Annotated in this window: 17 protein-coding genes; 11 read left to right on the forward strand and 6 right to left on the reverse strand. The window is 74.7% G+C overall.

Features of this window, described 5'->3' with window-relative positions:
- Positions 1-162: 162 nt before the first annotated feature.
- The gene (locus ABZ716_RS15945) at positions 163-810 is read left to right on the forward strand and encodes a vitamin K epoxide reductase family protein (RefSeq protein WP_358811322.1); all 648 of its coding nucleotides are present in this window, start codon (positions 163-165) and stop codon (positions 808-810) included.
- Positions 811-917: 107 nt separating this feature from the next.
- On the opposite strand, the gene ABZ716_RS15950 is transcribed toward ABZ716_RS15945, so the two are convergent.
- The gene (locus ABZ716_RS15950) at positions 918-1,328 is read right to left on the reverse strand and encodes a rodlin (RefSeq protein ID WP_358811403.1); all 411 of its coding nucleotides are present in this window, start codon (positions 1,326-1,328) and stop codon (positions 918-920) included.
- A 282-nt stretch (positions 1,329-1,610) separates the two neighbouring features.
- Between ABZ716_RS15950 and ABZ716_RS15955 the strand changes: the two genes are divergently transcribed.
- Both ABZ716_RS15955 and ABZ716_RS15960 read left to right on the forward strand, forming a co-directional pair.
- A complete protein-coding gene (locus tag ABZ716_RS15955) occupies positions 1,611-2,090 on the forward strand; it encodes a hypothetical protein (protein ID WP_358959473.1) in 480 nt (159 codons plus the stop codon).
- 161 nt (positions 2,091-2,251) lie between these two features.
- Positions 2,252-2,494, forward strand: a complete 243-nt coding sequence (locus ABZ716_RS15960) for a chaplin (RefSeq protein WP_358811320.1) — start codon at positions 2,252-2,254, stop codon at positions 2,492-2,494.
- Between the two features lie 94 nt (positions 2,495-2,588).
- Here the strand turns inward: ABZ716_RS15960 and ABZ716_RS15965 are convergent, their stop codons facing one another.
- From ABZ716_RS15965 to ABZ716_RS15985, 5 genes are all read right to left on the reverse strand, one after another.
- Complete coding sequence (locus ABZ716_RS15965) at positions 2,589-2,930, reverse strand: hypothetical protein (protein ID WP_351882655.1); 342 nt, start codon at positions 2,928-2,930, stop codon at positions 2,589-2,591.
- 186 nt (positions 2,931-3,116) lie between these two features.
- A complete protein-coding gene (locus tag ABZ716_RS15970; protein ID WP_358811319.1) occupies positions 3,117-4,361 on the reverse strand; it encodes a chaplin in 1,245 nt (414 codons plus the stop codon).
- A 120-nt stretch (positions 4,362-4,481) separates the two neighbouring features.
- Positions 4,482-4,715 carry a chaplin gene (locus ABZ716_RS15975; protein WP_358811318.1) on the reverse strand — a complete coding sequence of 78 codons (234 nt, stop codon included), beginning with the start codon at positions 4,713-4,715 and terminating at the stop codon, positions 4,482-4,484.
- A 213-nt stretch (positions 4,716-4,928) separates the two neighbouring features.
- Complete coding sequence (locus ABZ716_RS15980; protein WP_351882661.1) at positions 4,929-5,339, reverse strand: rodlin; 411 nt, start codon at positions 5,337-5,339, stop codon at positions 4,929-4,931.
- Between the two features lie 118 nt (positions 5,340-5,457).
- Positions 5,458-5,691: a chaplin gene (locus ABZ716_RS15985; protein ID WP_358811402.1), complete on the reverse strand. Its 234-nt coding sequence runs from the start codon at positions 5,689-5,691 to the stop codon at positions 5,458-5,460.
- Positions 5,692-6,010: 319 nt separating this feature from the next.
- On the opposite strand from ABZ716_RS15985, the gene ABZ716_RS15990 reads away from it, so the two are divergent.
- The 8 genes from ABZ716_RS15990 to ABZ716_RS16025 all read left to right on the forward strand — a co-directional run bounded on the left by ABZ716_RS15990 (position 6,011) and on the right by ABZ716_RS16025 (position 16,517).
- Complete coding sequence (locus tag ABZ716_RS15990; protein ID WP_358959476.1) at positions 6,011-7,213, forward strand: glycosyltransferase; 1,203 nt, start codon at positions 6,011-6,013, stop codon at positions 7,211-7,213.
- A 2-nt stretch (positions 7,214-7,215) separates the two neighbouring features.
- Positions 7,216-8,787, forward strand: coding sequence for an exopolysaccharide biosynthesis polyprenyl glycosylphosphotransferase (locus tag ABZ716_RS15995; protein ID WP_358959668.1), 1,572 nt, complete (start codon positions 7,216-7,218; stop codon positions 8,785-8,787).
- An 84-nt stretch (positions 8,788-8,871) separates the two neighbouring features.
- Positions 8,872-10,479 (forward strand): O-antigen ligase family protein, encoded by a 1,608-nt coding sequence (locus ABZ716_RS16000; RefSeq protein WP_358959670.1) that lies wholly within the window; start codon positions 8,872-8,874, stop codon positions 10,477-10,479.
- Between the two features lie 473 nt (positions 10,480-10,952).
- Positions 10,953-12,635: a lipid II flippase MurJ gene (locus ABZ716_RS16005; RefSeq protein ID WP_358959478.1), complete on the forward strand. Its 1,683-nt coding sequence runs from the start codon at positions 10,953-10,955 to the stop codon at positions 12,633-12,635.
- Positions 12,625-13,407 carry a polysaccharide deacetylase family protein gene (locus tag ABZ716_RS16010; RefSeq protein ID WP_358811314.1) on the forward strand — a complete coding sequence of 261 codons (783 nt, stop codon included), beginning with the start codon at positions 12,625-12,627 and terminating at the stop codon, positions 13,405-13,407. The genes ABZ716_RS16005 and ABZ716_RS16010 overlap by 11 nt, the downstream gene beginning before the upstream one ends.
- Positions 13,404-14,570: a glycosyltransferase gene (locus ABZ716_RS16015; RefSeq protein ID WP_358959481.1), complete on the forward strand. Its 1,167-nt coding sequence runs from the start codon at positions 13,404-13,406 to the stop codon at positions 14,568-14,570. Before ABZ716_RS16010 ends, ABZ716_RS16015 begins: the two co-directional genes overlap by 4 nt.
- A 76-nt stretch (positions 14,571-14,646) precedes the next feature.
- A complete protein-coding gene (locus ABZ716_RS16020; protein WP_358959483.1) occupies positions 14,647-15,378 on the forward strand; it encodes a lipopolysaccharide biosynthesis protein in 732 nt (243 codons plus the stop codon).
- Entirely contained in the window at positions 15,375-16,517 is a 1,143-nt protein-coding gene (locus ABZ716_RS16025) for a GNAT family N-acetyltransferase (protein ID WP_358959485.1), read from the forward strand. The genes ABZ716_RS16020 and ABZ716_RS16025 overlap by 4 nt, the downstream gene beginning before the upstream one ends.
- Positions 16,518-16,522: the final 5 nt, after the last annotated feature.

The following is a 16,522-nucleotide window of genomic DNA, read 5'->3' on the forward strand; positions in this document are numbered from 1 at the left end:
AGCTTGTCACTTCGCGGAAGCACAACGTAGCCCCTGGCTCTGACATCACGTCCGGGATTCGGTAAAACGTCCGGGAAGCGTCAGGGGTTCCCGCCACACCTTCAGGTCAACTTGCCCGGAAATGGCCAGGGTTCGCCCGGCCCGGCGGCCGTGGGCGGGAGCATGGGCGGCATGGCAACCGACACCGTGGACGTCCCGCGCCAGCGGCGGCGCTCCAGCACCTCCACCGAGGGCGAGCCCGACGCCCCCACCTCCCTGGCCTGGCTGCTGGTGGCCACCGGGGCCGCCGGACTCCTGGCCTCCTGGGTGATCACCCTCGACAAGTTCCTCCTGCTGGAGGACCCCGGCTTCAAACCCGCGTGCAGCCTCAACCCCGTCGTCTCCTGCGGCAGCGTCATGAAGAGCGCGCAGGCGGCCGTCTTCGGCTTCCCCAACCCGATGCTCGGACTGGCGGCCTACGGGGTCGTGGTCTGTGTGGGCGCGTCCCTGCTCGCGGGAGCCCGCCACCGCCGGTGGTTCTGGCTGGGACTCAACGCCGGGACCGCCTTCGGCACCGGCTTCTGTGCCTGGCTCATGGCCCAGTCGCTCTACGAGATCAACGCCCTGTGCCTGTGGTGCTGCCTGGCCTGGGTGGCGACGCTGCTGATGTTCTGGGCGGTCACGGCCCACAACGTCCGTACCGGCCGGCTGCCCGCGCCCGGCGCGCTGCGGACGTTCTTCACCGACTTCGCCTGGGCCCCGCCCGCCCTGCACCTCGGGGTGATCGGGATGCTGGTCCTGACCCGGTGGTGGGACTTCTGGACGGGCTGAGCCCGCCCCCGCACGCACGAGGGCCCCGGTGGCGCAATGCCACCGGGGCCCTCGTCACTTCGCTCCACGGGCTGACGCGGCCCTAGACCAGGAGGGGTGGAGCGGCGTCAGCTGCCCGCGGACGCGTTGCCGGAGAGCACCGGGATGTTGTCCAGGATGTGCGAGAGCGGCTCGTCGCCCTTGGCCTGGGTGGAGTTCTCGGTGCACTGCTGGTTCTGCGGGTTGGACAGGACGTTGATGTCCTGGACACCGACGTTGACCAGCGCCAGGATCGACTGGGCGTTGACCTTGACCGGCAGGCCGATGCAGGGCTTGTTCAGGGTGCCCTGGACCAGGCTGAGCTGGGGGCTCATGTCCCCGGCGGTCTTCTGGTTGCCGTAGATCTGCTGGGCGCCGTTGCCGTTGACGGTGTTGACCCCGTTGTCGTTGCCGATGGCCATGGCCGGGGCGGTGGCGGCAGCGCCGGCGCCGATGGCAACGGCGGAGACCGCGGCGGCGGTCATGATCTTCTTGAGCATCATTGATCCTTCAGTCGCACGAGTGCCCGCTAGTGGAGCGCCCTGATCAACCGGCCGCCGGGGGGGTTGGTTGCGGTGCTTCACTCAAACGGACCGTCGGGCGCGGGGTTTTCCCCGGCGCGGGTGAGGCCGCTGCGGACACCTGCGCGAAGCCCGTACGCAGCCCCTGGCGGGGGCGGGGGCGTTCAAGATCCTGTTGCGCTCCGTAGAGGGTGTTCGCACGGTGGGTGAGTAAGTGGACCGCCCCGGTCCGCTCGCGAGACCCTCCTCGAAGGATTTCCCATGCACTCCACCAAGGCGTTCCGCCTCCGTGTCCTCGTCCCGTCGGCCCTCGCCGTCGTCATACTGTCCGGCGCGGCCGCCCCGGCGGGTGCCGTGGACGGTCAGGGTGCCGCCGCCGTCGAGAAGAAGGCGGCGGCCGTGCAGCAGCAGATCGAACGGCTGGAGGAGGCGGCGCAATCCCGGGAGCGGGTCGCGGCCGGCCCGATCGACGACCTTCTCTCGGGGCTCACCAAGACCCTCACGGACCTGCTGAACTCGCTCACGGGCCTGCTCGGCGGGATCAAGCTGCCGGCGATCGAGATCCCCAAACTCCCCGAGATCAAACTCCCGGAGCTGCCGGTCAGCCTCCCGGCCACTCCGGCCACTCCGGCTACTCCGGCCACCCCGGCCACTCCAGCCACCCCGGCGGCCCCGGGGGCCGTTCCGGCCGTTCCGACCGTCCCCGACATCGAGATCCCCGAGATCCCCATCAGCAACTAGCGGCCGGGCCCGGCGGGCCCCGACCGGCAGGATGGTTACGACTATTCGGCTGAACAGGTCAGATCTGGCCGTGGGCCGTGTCGTTTTGGGAAGCTGGACCGTTTCGCTCGGTGTGAGCCCCGGGACCGGGGCAGGACATCGAACGAGAAGGTGCACTCCCCATGAACTCTGCTGCCAAGAAGGCCGCCGTGGCCCTGGCCTCCGCTGGTCTCGCCGTGGCCGGTGCCGCCGGTGCCGCCTCCGCCGACGCCCAGGCCGAGGGCGCGGCCGTGGGCTCCCCCGGTGTTCTCTCGGGCAACCTGGTGCAGGTGCCGGTCCACATCCCGGTCAACGTCTGCGGCAACTCCGTGAACGTCATCGGCGCCCTGAACCCGGCGTTCGGCAACGTCTGCCTCAACGACTGACGTCTTCGCAGTCGGCACCACGTGACCGTGGGCGCCACCGGCCTCGCCGGTGGCGCCCACGGTCGTGTCCGGAGCTGTTCTTCCCGCCTCCGGCTTACTTGCCCCCGTTGAGCTCCACTCCGCCGAGCAGCGGGGACGCCTTGGTCGCGCCGTTCGCCAGGCCCAGGGCGGTGCCGGGGACGTCGTTGCGGATCTTGTTGACGCCCTGCGCCGTGTGGACCACCTTCCCGAGGGTGTCGCCCTGTTCGGCCAGCGCGTTGCCCGCCGTCTGGGGGAGCGCCTCGGAGACCGGGTTCACGGCGTCCAGTACCTCGGTCAGTCCGCCCGTCGCGCTCATGGGGGGCATCGCAGGGGCGTCGGCCGCGAAGGCGGGGGCCGTGGCGCCGAGGGCGGCGACGGAGCCGACGACGACGGCGGCGACCTGGGAGAGCTTCATGGTCGAAATCCTCTTTCTATTCGTGGACCGGGCGGCAGCGGCGACCCGCGACCGGTTCGCCGCTTTCGCCTTGGCTAACGACTCCCGGCCGCTCCGGAAACGCCGGCGCGGCGGCGCACGGCAACGGCCGGAGAATCCGACGAGGGATTCTCCGGCCGATATTTCTTCCGATTACCGGTATTGCCGTCAGGAGAGCGCGGACCTCCGGTAGAGAATCGCGCCGCCCAGGACGAGCGCCGAGGCGAGGGCCGCCATGGCCCCCAGCTCACCCGCGCCGGTGGCCGCCAGCTGCGGCCCCGCCTGCACGGGGGCGGGCAGCGTGACGGGCGCCGGCAGCGTCACCGGCGGGGCGGGGGCCGGAGCGGGGGCCGGCACGGGAGCGGGCGCCGGAGCCGGGGGCAGGTGCACCGGGAGGTCGCCGGCGGGGGCGGCCGGGGGCTGGTCCGCCGGGACGGTGTCCGGTACGGGGACCGGAGCCGGGAGCGGCCGCTGCGGCTGGCTGCCGTGCGGGGGCCCGGAGGCCGGGATCTCCTCGGGGCCCGGGACCGGCGCCGGGAGGGTGTGCGGCTGCTCCCCGACGGGGGCGGGCAGCGTGTGGGCGTGCTCCTGCGGCGGTACGGGGACCTCGGCGGGCGGCGCCGGGGCGTGCTGCTGCGCCGGGGGCGGAACGGGGGCGGGCGCGGGGCGCGGGGCGGGCGCGGGGGGCGCCGGGTGCGGGGCCGGGGGCCTGCCGTGGTGGGCCGGCGGGTGGTCGTCGCACTCCTCCCCGCCGCCGCGCGGGCCGTGGTCCTCGTCGCCGGAGCCGCCGTAGGCGTCCTGGTGCCGCGCGTCGTCGTGGCGGGGCGCCGCGTGGCGCGGTACCTCGGGACGGGGGGCCTGGGGACCGGGCGCCGCGTGGCGCGGGGTCTCGGGACGAGGGGTCTGGGAACCGGGCGCCGCGTGGCGCGGGGTCTCCCGGCGGGGGAGCTCGGGGCGGGGTGCCGCGTGGCGGGGGGCGTGCGGGCGGGGTGCCTCGTCGCCGCGCTCCTCGTGGCCGCCCCCGTCCTCCCGGCGCTGCCCGGGCAGCGCGTGCCGGCCGCCGCCGTCCTGCCGCTCCTGGAGGTAGCGCTCGAACGCCTCGGCGTTCTCCGGGCTCAGGTAGCGCTCGTAGTCGTGGTGGCCCGCGTCGGAGCCGGTCACGTTGGCGCACTTGTTGCCCATCGCGGGGTTGAGCGCCCCGGCCGCGTCCACGCTGTTGCCGCACACGTTCGGCGAAAAGGTGATGGGTACCGAGACGCTGTTGCCGGACACCACGCCCGGTGAATGCGCGGCCTCGGCCATTGCCGCGGGATGCGCGTAGGCCGCGCCGGTCGCGATCGACAGCAAGCTCGACGCGGCAGCAGCCGTGAGCACCCCCTTGCCCAGTACCTGTCGGCTCAGTACCTGTCGCATGGGTCCTTCCCTGTCTACCGGCGCGGGGGCCGGTCCTTCAATCGAAGGTGGCCTCGGAATGCACCGCCGTGCACTCCGAGGCCACCGAGGAGGTCCGCCCTCGCGGGCTCAGGCGCTTCGTCAGCTGTTGACGCAGGTGTTGCCGAAGGCCGGGTTCAGCAGCCCGATGATGTTGACGGTGTTGCCGCAGACGTTCACGGGGATGTGCACGGGAACCTGGACGAGGTTCCCGGAGAGAACGCCCGGGGAACCGACGGCCTGGCCGTCGGCGACCGCGTCGGCCATGGCGGGGGAGGCGGCGCCGGCGGCGACGAGAACGCCGGCGGCCATCACCACTGCCTTCTTGTACTTCATTTTTTCGATCCTTCCCGCAGAGGTCTGTCCACTGCATCAATAACAACGAGTGGGTCGGGAAAAAGAAACCGTCGAAATGGCGGTCCATTCCCGCCCGGCGGTGCCGGGCAATGAATTCCGGCCCGTATTCGGAGGGGTGGAATTCGGGCTGATACGCGGCGAGGCCGCCGCGACCCGGGGGGTGCGACGGCCTCGCGCGGCGGGGCCTTCTCGTCAGCTGCCGGAGGAGACGTTGCCCGAGAGGACCGGGATGTTGTCCAGGATGTGCGAGAGGGCCTCGTCGCCCTTGGCCTGGGTGGAGTTCTCGGTGCACTGCTGGTTCTGCGGGCTGGACAGGACCGGGATGTCCTGGATGCCGACGTTGACCAGGGCCAGGATCGACTGGGCGTTGACCTTGGCCGGCAGGGCGATGCAGGGCTTGTTGAAGGAGCCCTGGATCAGCGCCATCTGCGGGCTCATGTTGCCGTAGGTCGCCTGGTTGCCGTAGATCTGCGCGGAGTTGTTGCCGTTGACGGTGTTGATGCCGTTGTCGTTGCCGACGGCCATCGCCTGCGGGGCCATGGCGGCGCCCAGGCCGACGGTGGAGGCGGCAACCGCTGCGCCGGCTACAAGCTTCTTGATCATTATCGTCCCTTTTTTGCAGGATTGCCCGGTACTGGAGCACCCGGATCAACGGCCCGGCTCGGGCTCGGGTTGCGTCACTTCACCCGGATGCCGCCGTTTCGGGCGGCGTGGTTGACGTTCAGGCGTTCACGCAGGTGTTGCCGAAGGCGGGGTTCAGGAACCCGACGAGCTGGGCGGTGTTGCCGCAGACGTTGACCGGGACGTCGACGGGCACCTGGACGAGGTTGCCGCTCAGCACGCCGGGGGAGCCGGCGGCGAGGCCCTCCGCCGTCGCGCCGCCGTGCGCGGAGGCGAGGCCCGCGCCGCCCGTCAGCAGTGCGGTCCCCGCGAGGGCCACGGTCGTGCCGCGCATCAGCCTCTTCTTCATCGCGGTATTCCTTTCGGGTCGAGCGCCGGACGGTGATGCGACCGCATAACGACCCGCCCGCCGACGGGGTGCGTGTTATCGCCCGAAAGGCCGTACGAGCGAGTCCGGCGTGATTTCCAGCCTGATTTCTGACAAAGTTCACTCCTGTTTTGCTCGCTTGATCGAAAATGGTTCACGGAATTCGGGCGGCCTATCCGTACGACAGTCTGAAAATATTAATAATCTCGGATATGGCTGCCCGCGTTACCCGGTGTGCTCTTCGTCCCGACAGACGCGCGCCGCTGAGCGCAGGAGACCGCTCCACGTGCCGAAACATCGCTCACCGGCCGGATCGACGGCCGCGCAGTCCTTCACCGTCCTGCACCTCGTCCAGCCCGTCGACGGCGGTGTCGCACGGGTCGTCACCGACCTCGCGGCGGCCCAGTCCGCCGCCGGGCTGCGCGTGGTCGTCGCCTGCCCCGACGCGGGCGTCCTCCCCGGCGGTGCCCGGGCCGCCGGGGCCGAGGTGCTCACCTGGCGGGCCGGGCGCTCGCCCGGACCGGGGCTGCCCGCCGAGGTGCTCGGCGCCGCCCGGCTGATCCGCCGGGTCCGCCCCGACTTGCTGCACGCCCACAGCGCCAAGGCCGGACTGGCCGGGCGGATGGCCGTACGGGGCAGCCTGCCGACGGTGTTCCAGCCGCACGCCTGGTCCTTCGACGCCGTCGGCGGCACCACCGCCGCCCTCGCCCTGCGCTGGGAGCGGGCCGGCGCACGCTGGGCCGACCGGGTGCTCTGCGTCAGCGAGGCCGAACGCCGGGCCGGACAGTCCGAGGGCATCCACGCCCGCTGGGCGGTCATCCGCAACGGCGTCGACCTCACCCGCTTCCGCCCCGGCCACGCCGACCGCGACCGCGACCGCGCCGAGGCCCGCGCCTGCCTCCGGCTGCCCGCCGCCCTCCAGGGCGCGGGCCCGCTCGCCGTCTGCGTCGGCCGGCTCTGCCCGCAGAAGGGCCAGGACGTCCTGATCCGGGCCTGGCCGGAGGTGTCGGCCACCGTCCCCGGCGCCCGTCTCGCCCTGGTCGGGGACGGTCCCGACGCCGAACGGCTGCGCCGCACCGCACCCCCGGGAGTCCACTTCGCGGGATCCGTCGCCGACATCCGACCGTGGCTTCGGGCCGCCGATCTCGTTGTACTGCCGTCGCGGTGGGAAGGCATGGCGCTCGCCCCCCTCGAAGCCATGGCCTGCGGCCGACCGGTCCTGGTCTCCGACGTCAGCGGTGCGCGGGAGAGCCTGCCGTCCGGCCACGGACGGCTCTGCCTGGTACCGCCGGATGACCCGACGGCGCTGGCCAAGGCCCTGGGACGGCTGCTCGCCGAACCGCGGCTGCTCACCGAACTCGGGGAGCAGGCCCAGCAGCACGCCCGGACCGAGTTCGACGTGCGGCGGACCACGGACGCGGTCACCGGCCTGTACCACGAACTGCTGGGCAGGTCCCGGCCCTTGAACCAGGAGCGCATCACCCGATGACGATGGACAGCGCAGCCGCCCGGCACACCGGGGGCCAGAGCGGCACGGGGCACGCCGGCGCCGGCTCCTTCGCCTCCGTGTCGCCGGCCGTCCCGCCGGCCGCCCCGCCCGCCGGGTCACCCCCGGTGAACCGCCGTGCCGCGACCGCCATCCACCCGCCGCGCCGGCCCCGGGCCGACCGGGCCCGTCCCGCCGTCCGCCCGGGCCGGGTCCGCCGCGGCCGCGGCCCCGCCGCGCTCCTGGCCGCCGACGCGCTGGCCGTCGTCGTCACCGTGGCCGCCCTGCCCGCGGCGCCGCTCCCGCCCGGGGCCATGGCGCCCGCCGCCGTCCTGCTCGCCGCCGCGGGCGCCGCCCTCCAGGCGCAGGGCGGCCTCTACCGGCCCCGCCTCGCGCCCTCCGCCCTCCTGGAACTGCCCGCCCTGGCCGGGCGGGCCGCCGCCCTGTGGTGCGGGGCCGCCGCCCTCCTCGCCGCCGCCGCGCCCGGGCGGGCGCTGGGCTGGAACGCCCTGCTGACCGCCGTCTGCCTCCAGGTGGTGCTGGCCTGCGCCGGGCGGGGGCTGGTGCACCAGGGGTGGCGCCGCTCCGCCGTGCGCCGTCCCGTCTCCACGCTCGTCGTCGGCCCCGGGGAGGGCGCCGGAGCCGTCGCCGCCGCCCTGCACCAACGCCCCGAGTACGGGCTGCGGCCCGTCGGGATCGCCGACACCGCCGAACCCGCCGAAGGGGAGGGCGGAGCGCTGCCCGTACTCGCCACCCACGAGGACGTCCGCCGGGCCGTCATCCAGAACTCCGTGCGCTGCGCCGTCCTCACCCGCCCGCCCGAGGCCGACGAGCGCACCGCCGCGCTGGTGCGCCTCTTCCACGACCACGGCTGCCGGCTCTGGCTCGCCGACCCCGCCGGCACCGCCAAGGTCACCGGAATGCGGCTCGCCCACCCCTCCGACCAGCTGTGGGGCCACGCCGTACAGCCCCTGCTGCCCCGCCCGGCCCGGCCGCTGGAGCGCTTCGCCAAGCGGGTGATCGACTCCGTCCTCGCCGCGCTCGCCCTGCTCGCCGCCGCCCCCGTCATGGGCGCCTGCGCCCTGGCCGTACGGCTCTCCGACGGGCCCGGGGTGATCTTCCGTCAGGAGCGGGTCGGCCTCTACGGGCGGCCGTTCACCCTGCTGAAGTTCCGCACCCTGAGCGCCGACCCGCACGAGTCCGCCACCCGCTGGACGGTGGCCGGCGACCGCCGGATGAGCCCCGTCGGCTCGTTCCTGCGCAAGTCCTCGCTGGACGAGCTGCCACAGCTGTGGAACGTGGTCCGCGGTGACATGAGCCTCGTCGGCCCCCGGCCCGAGCGCCCGTTCTTCGTCGCCAAGTTCACCAGCGTCCACCCCGGCTACGAGGCCCGCCACCGGATGCCCGTCGGCATCACCGGACTCGCCCAGATCAACGGGCTGCGCGGGGACACCTCCATCGAGGACCGGGCCCGCTTCGACAACCACTACATCGACACCTGGTCGCTCTGGCAGGACCTGTGGATCCTCGCCCGGACCGCCGCGTCCTTCTTCCGCTTCCGCCTGGGCGGGAGCTGAGCCATGACCCTCGCCGTCCCCGGACCCCTCCCGCTCAGCGGCGCGCTCACCGGTGCGGCCGCCGCGCTGCGCCGGCACTGGCCGCTGCTGCCGCTCGCCGCGACCGTCCTGTTCCTGCTCGCCCCGCTCCCCGCCGGCGACGCCACCGCCTCCGGGAAGGTCGGCCCCGCCGACGCCGCCTCCCTGCTGCTCGCGGTGGTCTGCGCCGTGCAGGCGCTGCGCGGCCGGGTGCGGACGCTGAACCCGCTGGGCGTGCTGGTGCTCGGGACTCCGGGGATCGGGCTCGCCGTCTCCACCGTGACCGCCGGTGACCCGTACGCCGCCCTGCCCGGGTTCGTGCGCTACCTCCAGGTGTTCGTGCTGGTCCCGGCCGCCGTGGTGCTGCTGGTGCGCGACGCCCGCGAGTTCCGGCTGGCCGCCGGGTGCTTCGTGGTCCTCGCGCTGGTGCAGGGAGCGGTGGGGGCCGTGCAGTACGCCACGCACACCGGGGCCTCGTACCAGGGCGAGGACATCCGCGCCGTGGGCACCTTCGGCCCCGGCGACGTCATGGGCATGGCCACCGTCGTCTCGTACGGGCTGATCGTCGCCACCGCCGCCGCGCTCGCGCCGGGGGTGTCCGCGAAGGTGCGGCGGGCCGCCGGGTGCTGCGCGCTGGCGCTGGCGGTGCCGCTGGTGCTGTCCTTCAGCCGGGGCGCGTGGATCGCGACGGCCGGGGCGGCGCTGCTGGTGATGTGCCTGGCGGGGATCCGGCGGGCGCTGGCGGTGCTGGTGGCGCTGGGCGCCCTGGGGGTGGTGCTCGTCGGCGGGCTGGGGCTGGGCTCGGAGATGGTCGCGGAGCGGCTCGGCTCCATCACCCAGGTCTCCAGCGCCCCCGACCAGTCGGTGACCGACCGCTACACGATGTGGGCCGCGGCGGAGTCGATGTGGCGCGAGCGGCCGGTGGTGGGTGTGGGGCTCAAGGGATTCCCCGCGCACCGCGACGGACACTCCTCGCTCGGCCTGTCCTCCGGCAGCGACACCGCGGGCGCGGGCCAGGCGTTCCTGAAGCAGCCGCTGCTGTCCCCGCACAACATGTACCTGCTGGTGCTGGGGGAGCAGGGGCTCGTCGGACTGCTCGCGCTGGTGGGCGGCTGGGCGGCCCTGCTGGTCGCGGGGCTGCGGCGGTACGCGGTGGCCTCCGGCGGGGCGGGTGGATCGGGTGGGGCTGTTTGGCCGGGTGCGCTGGGCGGGTCGGGCTGGGCCGACGGGGCTGATGCGCTGAGCGGGTCGGGCTGGGCTGGTGGGTCCGGTGGGTCCGGTGCGTCCGGTGCGTCCGGTGCGTCCGGTGCGTCCGGTGCGTCCGGTGGGTCCGGTGGGTCCGGTGGGTCCGGTGGTCTCGGCCGGTTCGGCAGCCTCGGTGGTCTCCGTGGCCCCGGCGGACCCGGCGGGTCCAGTGGCCCCGGCCGGTTCGGTGGTGCGGGTGGCTTCGGGGCCGGGGGGCGGGACTGCGGGCTGATCGCCATGGGGCTGTTCGTGTGGCAGCTGACCGACTTCCTGTACGCGGACATCGGCGGCCCCTCCACCGTGCTGACCGGTGTGATCATCGGTCTCGCGGCCTGGTGGGCCCTCCCCTCGCCCGACCCCGCAGCCCCGGCGCCCCCAGCCGGCCCGCCCCCAGCCGGCCCGCCCGCTGACGGGCCGGCCGTCCGGTGACCGACACGACGCCCTGGCGGCGGCCCGCGGCCCCGGCGACCGACCTCGCCGCGCCCGCGGGCCCCCGCACCACCCCGCCCACCCCCGCCGCGGACCCGGCGGGGGTTCCGGGCGTTCCGTACACGGCCGGGCTCCCGGGTCCGGCCGGGGCGCCGGGGGCCGCGCGGCTTCCCGGCGCGGCCGGGATCTCGTACACGGTCGGACTTCCCGGCGCCGCCGGGGCCGCGCGTTCGGCCGGGCTCGGGGGGCCCGCGGGGCTTCCGGGCGGGGCCGGGCGCCCCGGTCCGGCCGGGGTGCCGGGGGCCGCGCGGCCTCCGGGTACGGCTGGGACTCCGCGCACGGCCCGGACTCCGCGCGCGGCCGGGCGCCCGGGTCCGGCGGGGGTTCCGGGGCCGGCCGGGGCCGCCGGGGGATCCGGGCGGCGCCCCGCGGGGTCGGCCGGGCGGCCCGCGGGCGGGCCGGGGGCCGCCGGGGTGGCCGGGGCGGCAGGGCGGCGGCGGGGGGCCGGCAAGTCCGGCGGGGCCGTGCCGCTCGGGCGGTTCCTTGCCAAGGCCGCCGCCGTCACCGCCGGACTGACCGCCGCCGGAGCCGTGTTCGGCCTGGTCCGCGACCAGACCATCGCCCACCTCTTCGGCGCCGGCCACGACAGCGACGCGTTCCTCATCTCCTGGACCGTCCCCGAGATGGCCTCGACCCTGCTGATCGAGGACGCCATGGCCCTGCTGATGGTGCCCGCCTTCAGCCACGCCCTCGCCCGGCGCGCCGCCAGCCGGGCCGGCCTGACCCGCAAGGAGGCCCGCGCGGCGGACCCCGTACGCCTGCTCGTCGGGGCGACCCTGCCGCGCCTGATGGTCTTCCTCGCCGCCGTCGCCTCCGTCCTCGTCGTCGCCGCGCCCCTCGTCGTCAAGGTCCTGGCACCCGGTCTGCCCGACCCGGAACTGGCCGTCCAGTGCACCCGGATGACGGCCCTGACCGTCCTCACCTTCGGCATCGCCGGATACTTCAGCGCCGCCCTGCGCGCCCACCGGTCCTTCCTGCCGCCCGCCGCGATCTACGTCGCCTACAACGTCGGCATCATCGGCACGATGGTCACCCTGCACACCCTGTGGGGCGTCCGGGCGGCCGCCGCCGGAGTCGCCGTCGGCGGGGTGCTGATGGTGCTGGTCCAGCTGCCCGCCTTCATCCGCAACGTCGGCTTCGGACCGCCCCGCCCCAAGGCCGCCCCCCGCAGCCAGCGCGACCGCGACCGGCCCACCCTCATCGCCTTCGGGCTGATCGCCCCCGTCATCTCCTTCGCCGTCTTCCGCCAGTCCCAGGTCCTCGTCGAACGCTTCCTGGCCGCCTCCCTGCCCCCCGGCGCCATCTCGCACCTCAACTACGCGCAGAAGGTCGCGCAGATGCCGATGGTGCTCTCGCTGATGATCTGCACCGTCACCTTCCCCGTCGTCGCCCAGGCCATGGCCGGCGGCGAACGCGAAAAGGCCCGCCGGCGCGTCGAACAGGACCTCGCGCTCGCCTCCCTCGCCGTCCTGCTCGGCATGTCCCTGGTCATCGGCTACGCCCCCCAGATCATCGAAGTCCTCTTCGAACGCGGCGCCTTCACCCACCAGGACACCCTCACCACCGCGTCCGTCATGCGCGTCTACGGCCTCGGACTCCTCGGCCACTGCCTCGTCGGCGCCCTGTCCCGGCCCTTCTTCTCGACCGCCCGGCCCACCTGGTTCCCGGCGTTCGCGATGGGCGCCGGGCTGCTCGTCAACATCGCCGCCGGAGCCCTCTTCGTCCGCTGGTGGGGCACCTACGGCATCGCCGCCGCCAACGCCGCCGGCATCAGCACCACCGCCGCCCTGCTCCTGACCGGCATCGGCTCCCGCATCATCGCCATCCAGGCCCGCCGCGTCGCCGTCAGCATCGGCCGCCTCGCCGTCGCGGCCGCCTCCGCCTGCGCCACCGGCTGGCTCGCCGGCCCGATGATCCCCGACCCGCTGCTCAGCGCCGCCCTCGGCTGCCTGCTGGTCCCGGCGATGTTCGGAGCCACCGGACTGGCCATACGGGCCCTGGAGATCACCGCCCTGCCCGGCCAGATCGCCCAGCTGGCCACCCAGCTCGCCGCCCACACCGCCCAGCTCACCCAGAGGTTCCGCAATGCCCGCTGACACCGACACGGCACCCGCGGCCGTGGCGGCCGCCGCCCGCCGGACCCCGCTGCCGTGGGTCCTGATGTACCACTCCGTCGCCGAGTTCACCGACCCCGCCGAAGACCCGTACGGGATCACCGTCACCCCCGGCGCCCTGGAGACCCAGCTGCTGTGGCTGCGCTCCCGGGGCCTGCGCGGGGTGGCCGTCGGCGAACTGCTGCGCGCCCGCGCCGCCGGCCGCGGCCACGGGCTCGTCGGCCTCACCTTCGACGACGGCTACTGCGACTACCTGACCCGCGCCCTGCCCCTGCTGCGCCGCCTCGGCTTCACCTCCACCCTGTTCGTGCTGCCCGGGCGGCTCGGCGTCCACAACGCCTGGGACCCCCTCGGCCCCCGCAAACTCCTGCTGAGCGCCGAGCAGATCCGCGAGGTCGCCGCCGCAGGCCAGGAGATCGGCTCCCACGGGCTGCGCCACGAACACCTCACCGCCGCCTCCGACGACGTGCTCCAGCAGGAAGTACGCGGCAGCCGGGAGCTGCTGCGGGAGATCACCGGGACCCTGCCCCAGGGGTTCTGCTACCCGTACGGACACCTCGACGCCCGCGTCGTCGACGCCACCCGCGCCGCCGGGTACGGGTACGCCTGCGCGATCTCCCCCGGCCGGTACGCCGGCCTGCACGCCCTGCCCCGTACGCACATCAGCCAGGCCGACGGGGCCGCCCGGCTGCGGATCAAGGAGCTCCGGCACGGGGCGCGCGAGCTGCGCCGGAAGGTGCCGGTGCTGCGGTGAAGGCCCTCCACATCATCACCGGACTCGGCGTCGGCGGCGCCGAACAGCAACTGCGGCTGCTGCTGCGCCACCTGCCGATGGAATGCGACGTCCTGACCCTCACCAACCCCGGCCCGGTCGCCGACGGGCTGCGCGCCGACGGGGTCCGGGTCGTGCACCTGGGCATGCGCGGCAACCGCGACCTGGGCGCGCTCCCCAAGCTCGTCCGCTTCATCCGGCGCGGCCGCTACGACCTGGTCCACACCCACCTGTACCGGGCCTGCGTCTACGGCCGCCTCGCCGCCCGCCTCGCGGGCGTCGGGGTGGCGGTGGCCACCGAACACTCCCTGGGCGAGGCCGAGATCGAAGGCCGCCCGCTGACCGGCGGGGTCCGCGCCCTCTACCTGGCCAGCGAGCGGCTCGGCGCGGCGACCGTCGCCGTGTCGGACACCGTCGCCACCCGCCTCGAAGGGTGGGGGGTGCCCGCCGACCGGGTGCACGTGGTCCCGAACGGCATCGAGTCCGCCCGCTTCCGCTTCGACCCCGCCGTACGCCGCGCCACCCGCGCCCGCACCGGGCTCCCCGAACGGGCCTTCGTCGTGGGCGGGGTCGGGCGGCTGGTGCCGGGCAAGCGGTTCGACGTCCTCGTACGGGCCGTCGCCGCACTGCCGGGGGCGCACCTGCTGCTGGCCGGGGACGGCCCGGAGCGGGCCGCCCTGCGCACGCTCGCCGCCGAGCTGGGCGCGCAGTCGCGGATCCACCTCCTGGGGGAGCGGGACGCGCTGGGCGACAGCCCCGACGGGCGCACGGCCGGGATCCCCGCGCTGCTGGCCGCCATGGACGTCTTCGTGTCCCCCTCGCGGGAGGAGGCGTTCGGGCTCGCCGTGGTCGAGGCCCTGGCCGCCGGGCTGCCGGTGCTGCACGTGACCTGCCCCGCCATCGACGACCTCCCCGCCGCCCAGGCGCCGGGGGCGCGGCGGATCGGCGCCGGCACCGAGGAACTCGTCGCCGCGCTGCGGGGGCACATGGAGGCGGGGGCGCGCCGGCTGCCGGCGCCGCCGGTGGCGCGGCACTACGACATCACCCGGAGCGCGGCCCGGCTGCTGGACGTCTACGCGCTCGCGCTGGACGCGCCCGTACCCGTGCCCGCGCCTGCGGCGGGGCGCGACCTCACCGGCGGCTGAGCCCCGTCCCGTCGCCGCCCGTACGCACTTCCCTTTACCCCTTCCCCCTTCATCCAGGAAGCGAGCATCCGTCCTCATGGCCGACAGCGCCCACGAGAAGTCCGACCAGACGAAGCCCCACCAGACGAAGCCCGACCAGACGAAGCCCGACCACCGTTCGGGCAGGAAGCGAAGGTTCCTGCCACCGCCGGTGTGGTGGCCGCTGCCCGCCTGTGCGCTGCTCGGGCTGGCCGCCGGCGGGGCCTACGGGGTGCTCAAGGCGCCCGAGTACGCCGCCACCAGCTACGTCGTCGCCGTCCCGAACGAGACCACCGAACCCGCCACCGCCCAGGGCTTCGCCCAGGCGTACGGGCGCATCGCCACCAGCAGTTCCACCCTCGCCTACGCCCAGCCCCGCGCCGGCATCGGTGCCCGGCAGCTGCGCAGCCACGTCCAGGCCGAGACCTCCCCCGACTCCCCGATGATCGCGATCACCGGCACCTCCCGGAGCGCCTCCGAGGCCGCCGACATCGCCAACGCCGTTGCCGACGCCCTCTCGCTGAGCAGCAACCAGGCCGCCAAGCACACCGGTGTGCAGCTGATGCAGTTCAGCCAGGCCGTCGCGCCGGCCGAGCCGTCCTCCCCGTCCGCCGCGATCAGTGGCGCCGTCGGCCTGTGCGCCGGCGGGCTGCTCGGGGGCCTGTGGCTGCTGGCCCGGCCCGCCCGCCGCCGGCCGGAGGCGGTCACGCGCCCGGCGGGTGAGGAATACGCCGCGCTGCCCGCCCAGGGTGAGCCCGCCGAGGCCAAGGAGAAGGAGCCGGTGCGATGACGCGGGGCTCCACCGGGGCCCTGACGGTGACGCTGTGCCGGGACTCCCGGCAGTTCGCGGCGCTGGAGGAGTCCTGGGGCCGGCTCGTCCGCGAGTGCCCCACCGCCACCCCGTTCCAGAGCCACGCCTGGCTGCACTCGTGGTGGCTGTCGTACGGGAAGGACGGCCGGCTGCGGATCCTGCTCGTGCGGCGGGGCGAGGAGCTCGTGGGGGCGGCCGCGCTGATGCTCGTCCACCGGCCGCTGCCCCGGCTGGTGCCGCTGGGCGGGCAGATCACCGACTACTTCGACGTGCTCGTCTCGCGCGAGCACGCCGCGGAGGTCGTGCCGGCCCTGGCCCACGGGCTGCACCAGGCGGCCCGTCGCGCCGTGGTCGACCTGCGCGAGGTGCGGCCGGGGGCCGCCGCCGAAGCGGTGTTCGACGCCTGGCCCGGGGTGTCCAGCAGGCTGACCGACTCCACCTGCATGGAGCTGCCCGCGCTCCCCTTCGACCAGCTCGTCAAGCGGATGCCGTCCTCCGGTGCCCAGCGGGTGCGGGCCAAGCTGCGCAAGACCGACGCCGCCGGGATCGAGGAGCACGAGGTCACCGAGCACGAGGTGCCGCAGGCCGTACGGACCCTGCTGCGGCTGCACGAGAAGCAGTGGCGCGGCCGCGGGGTGACCCCGGAGCACCTGCGGCCCCGCTTCGCCGAGCACCTGACCCGGGCCACCCGGCGGATGGTGCGGACGGGGGAGGGGCGGCTGACGGAGTTCCGGCTGGACGGGAAGGTGGTGGCGGCCAACGTCACCCTGCTGTCCGCAGCGCTCAGCGGCGGCTACCTGTACGGCGCGGACCCGGACCTGCGCGAGCGGAAAGTCGATGTGTCGACACTGCTGCTGCGCTACGAGGCCGGGCGGGCGCTGGAGGAGGGCCGGCCGGTGGTGAGCTTCCTGCGGGGCAACGAGCCGTACAAGAACCACTGGCGGCCCGAGACGGTCGTCAACCAGCGCCTCCTGCTGGCCACGCACGCGCTCGCGCCCCTGATGCGGCTGCACGAGTCGCAGGTCATGGGGCGCGAGCGGGCGGTGGGGGCGCTGCGCGAGGCGCTGCCGGCCGCCCGGGACTGGCGGGCGCGGCTGAACGAACTGCGCGTGCGATGACCCGG

Source organism: Streptomyces sp. NPDC006687, assembly GCF_040636215.1.
In the GTDB taxonomy this organism is placed as follows: Bacteria; Actinomycetota; Actinomycetes; order Streptomycetales; family Streptomycetaceae; genus Streptomyces.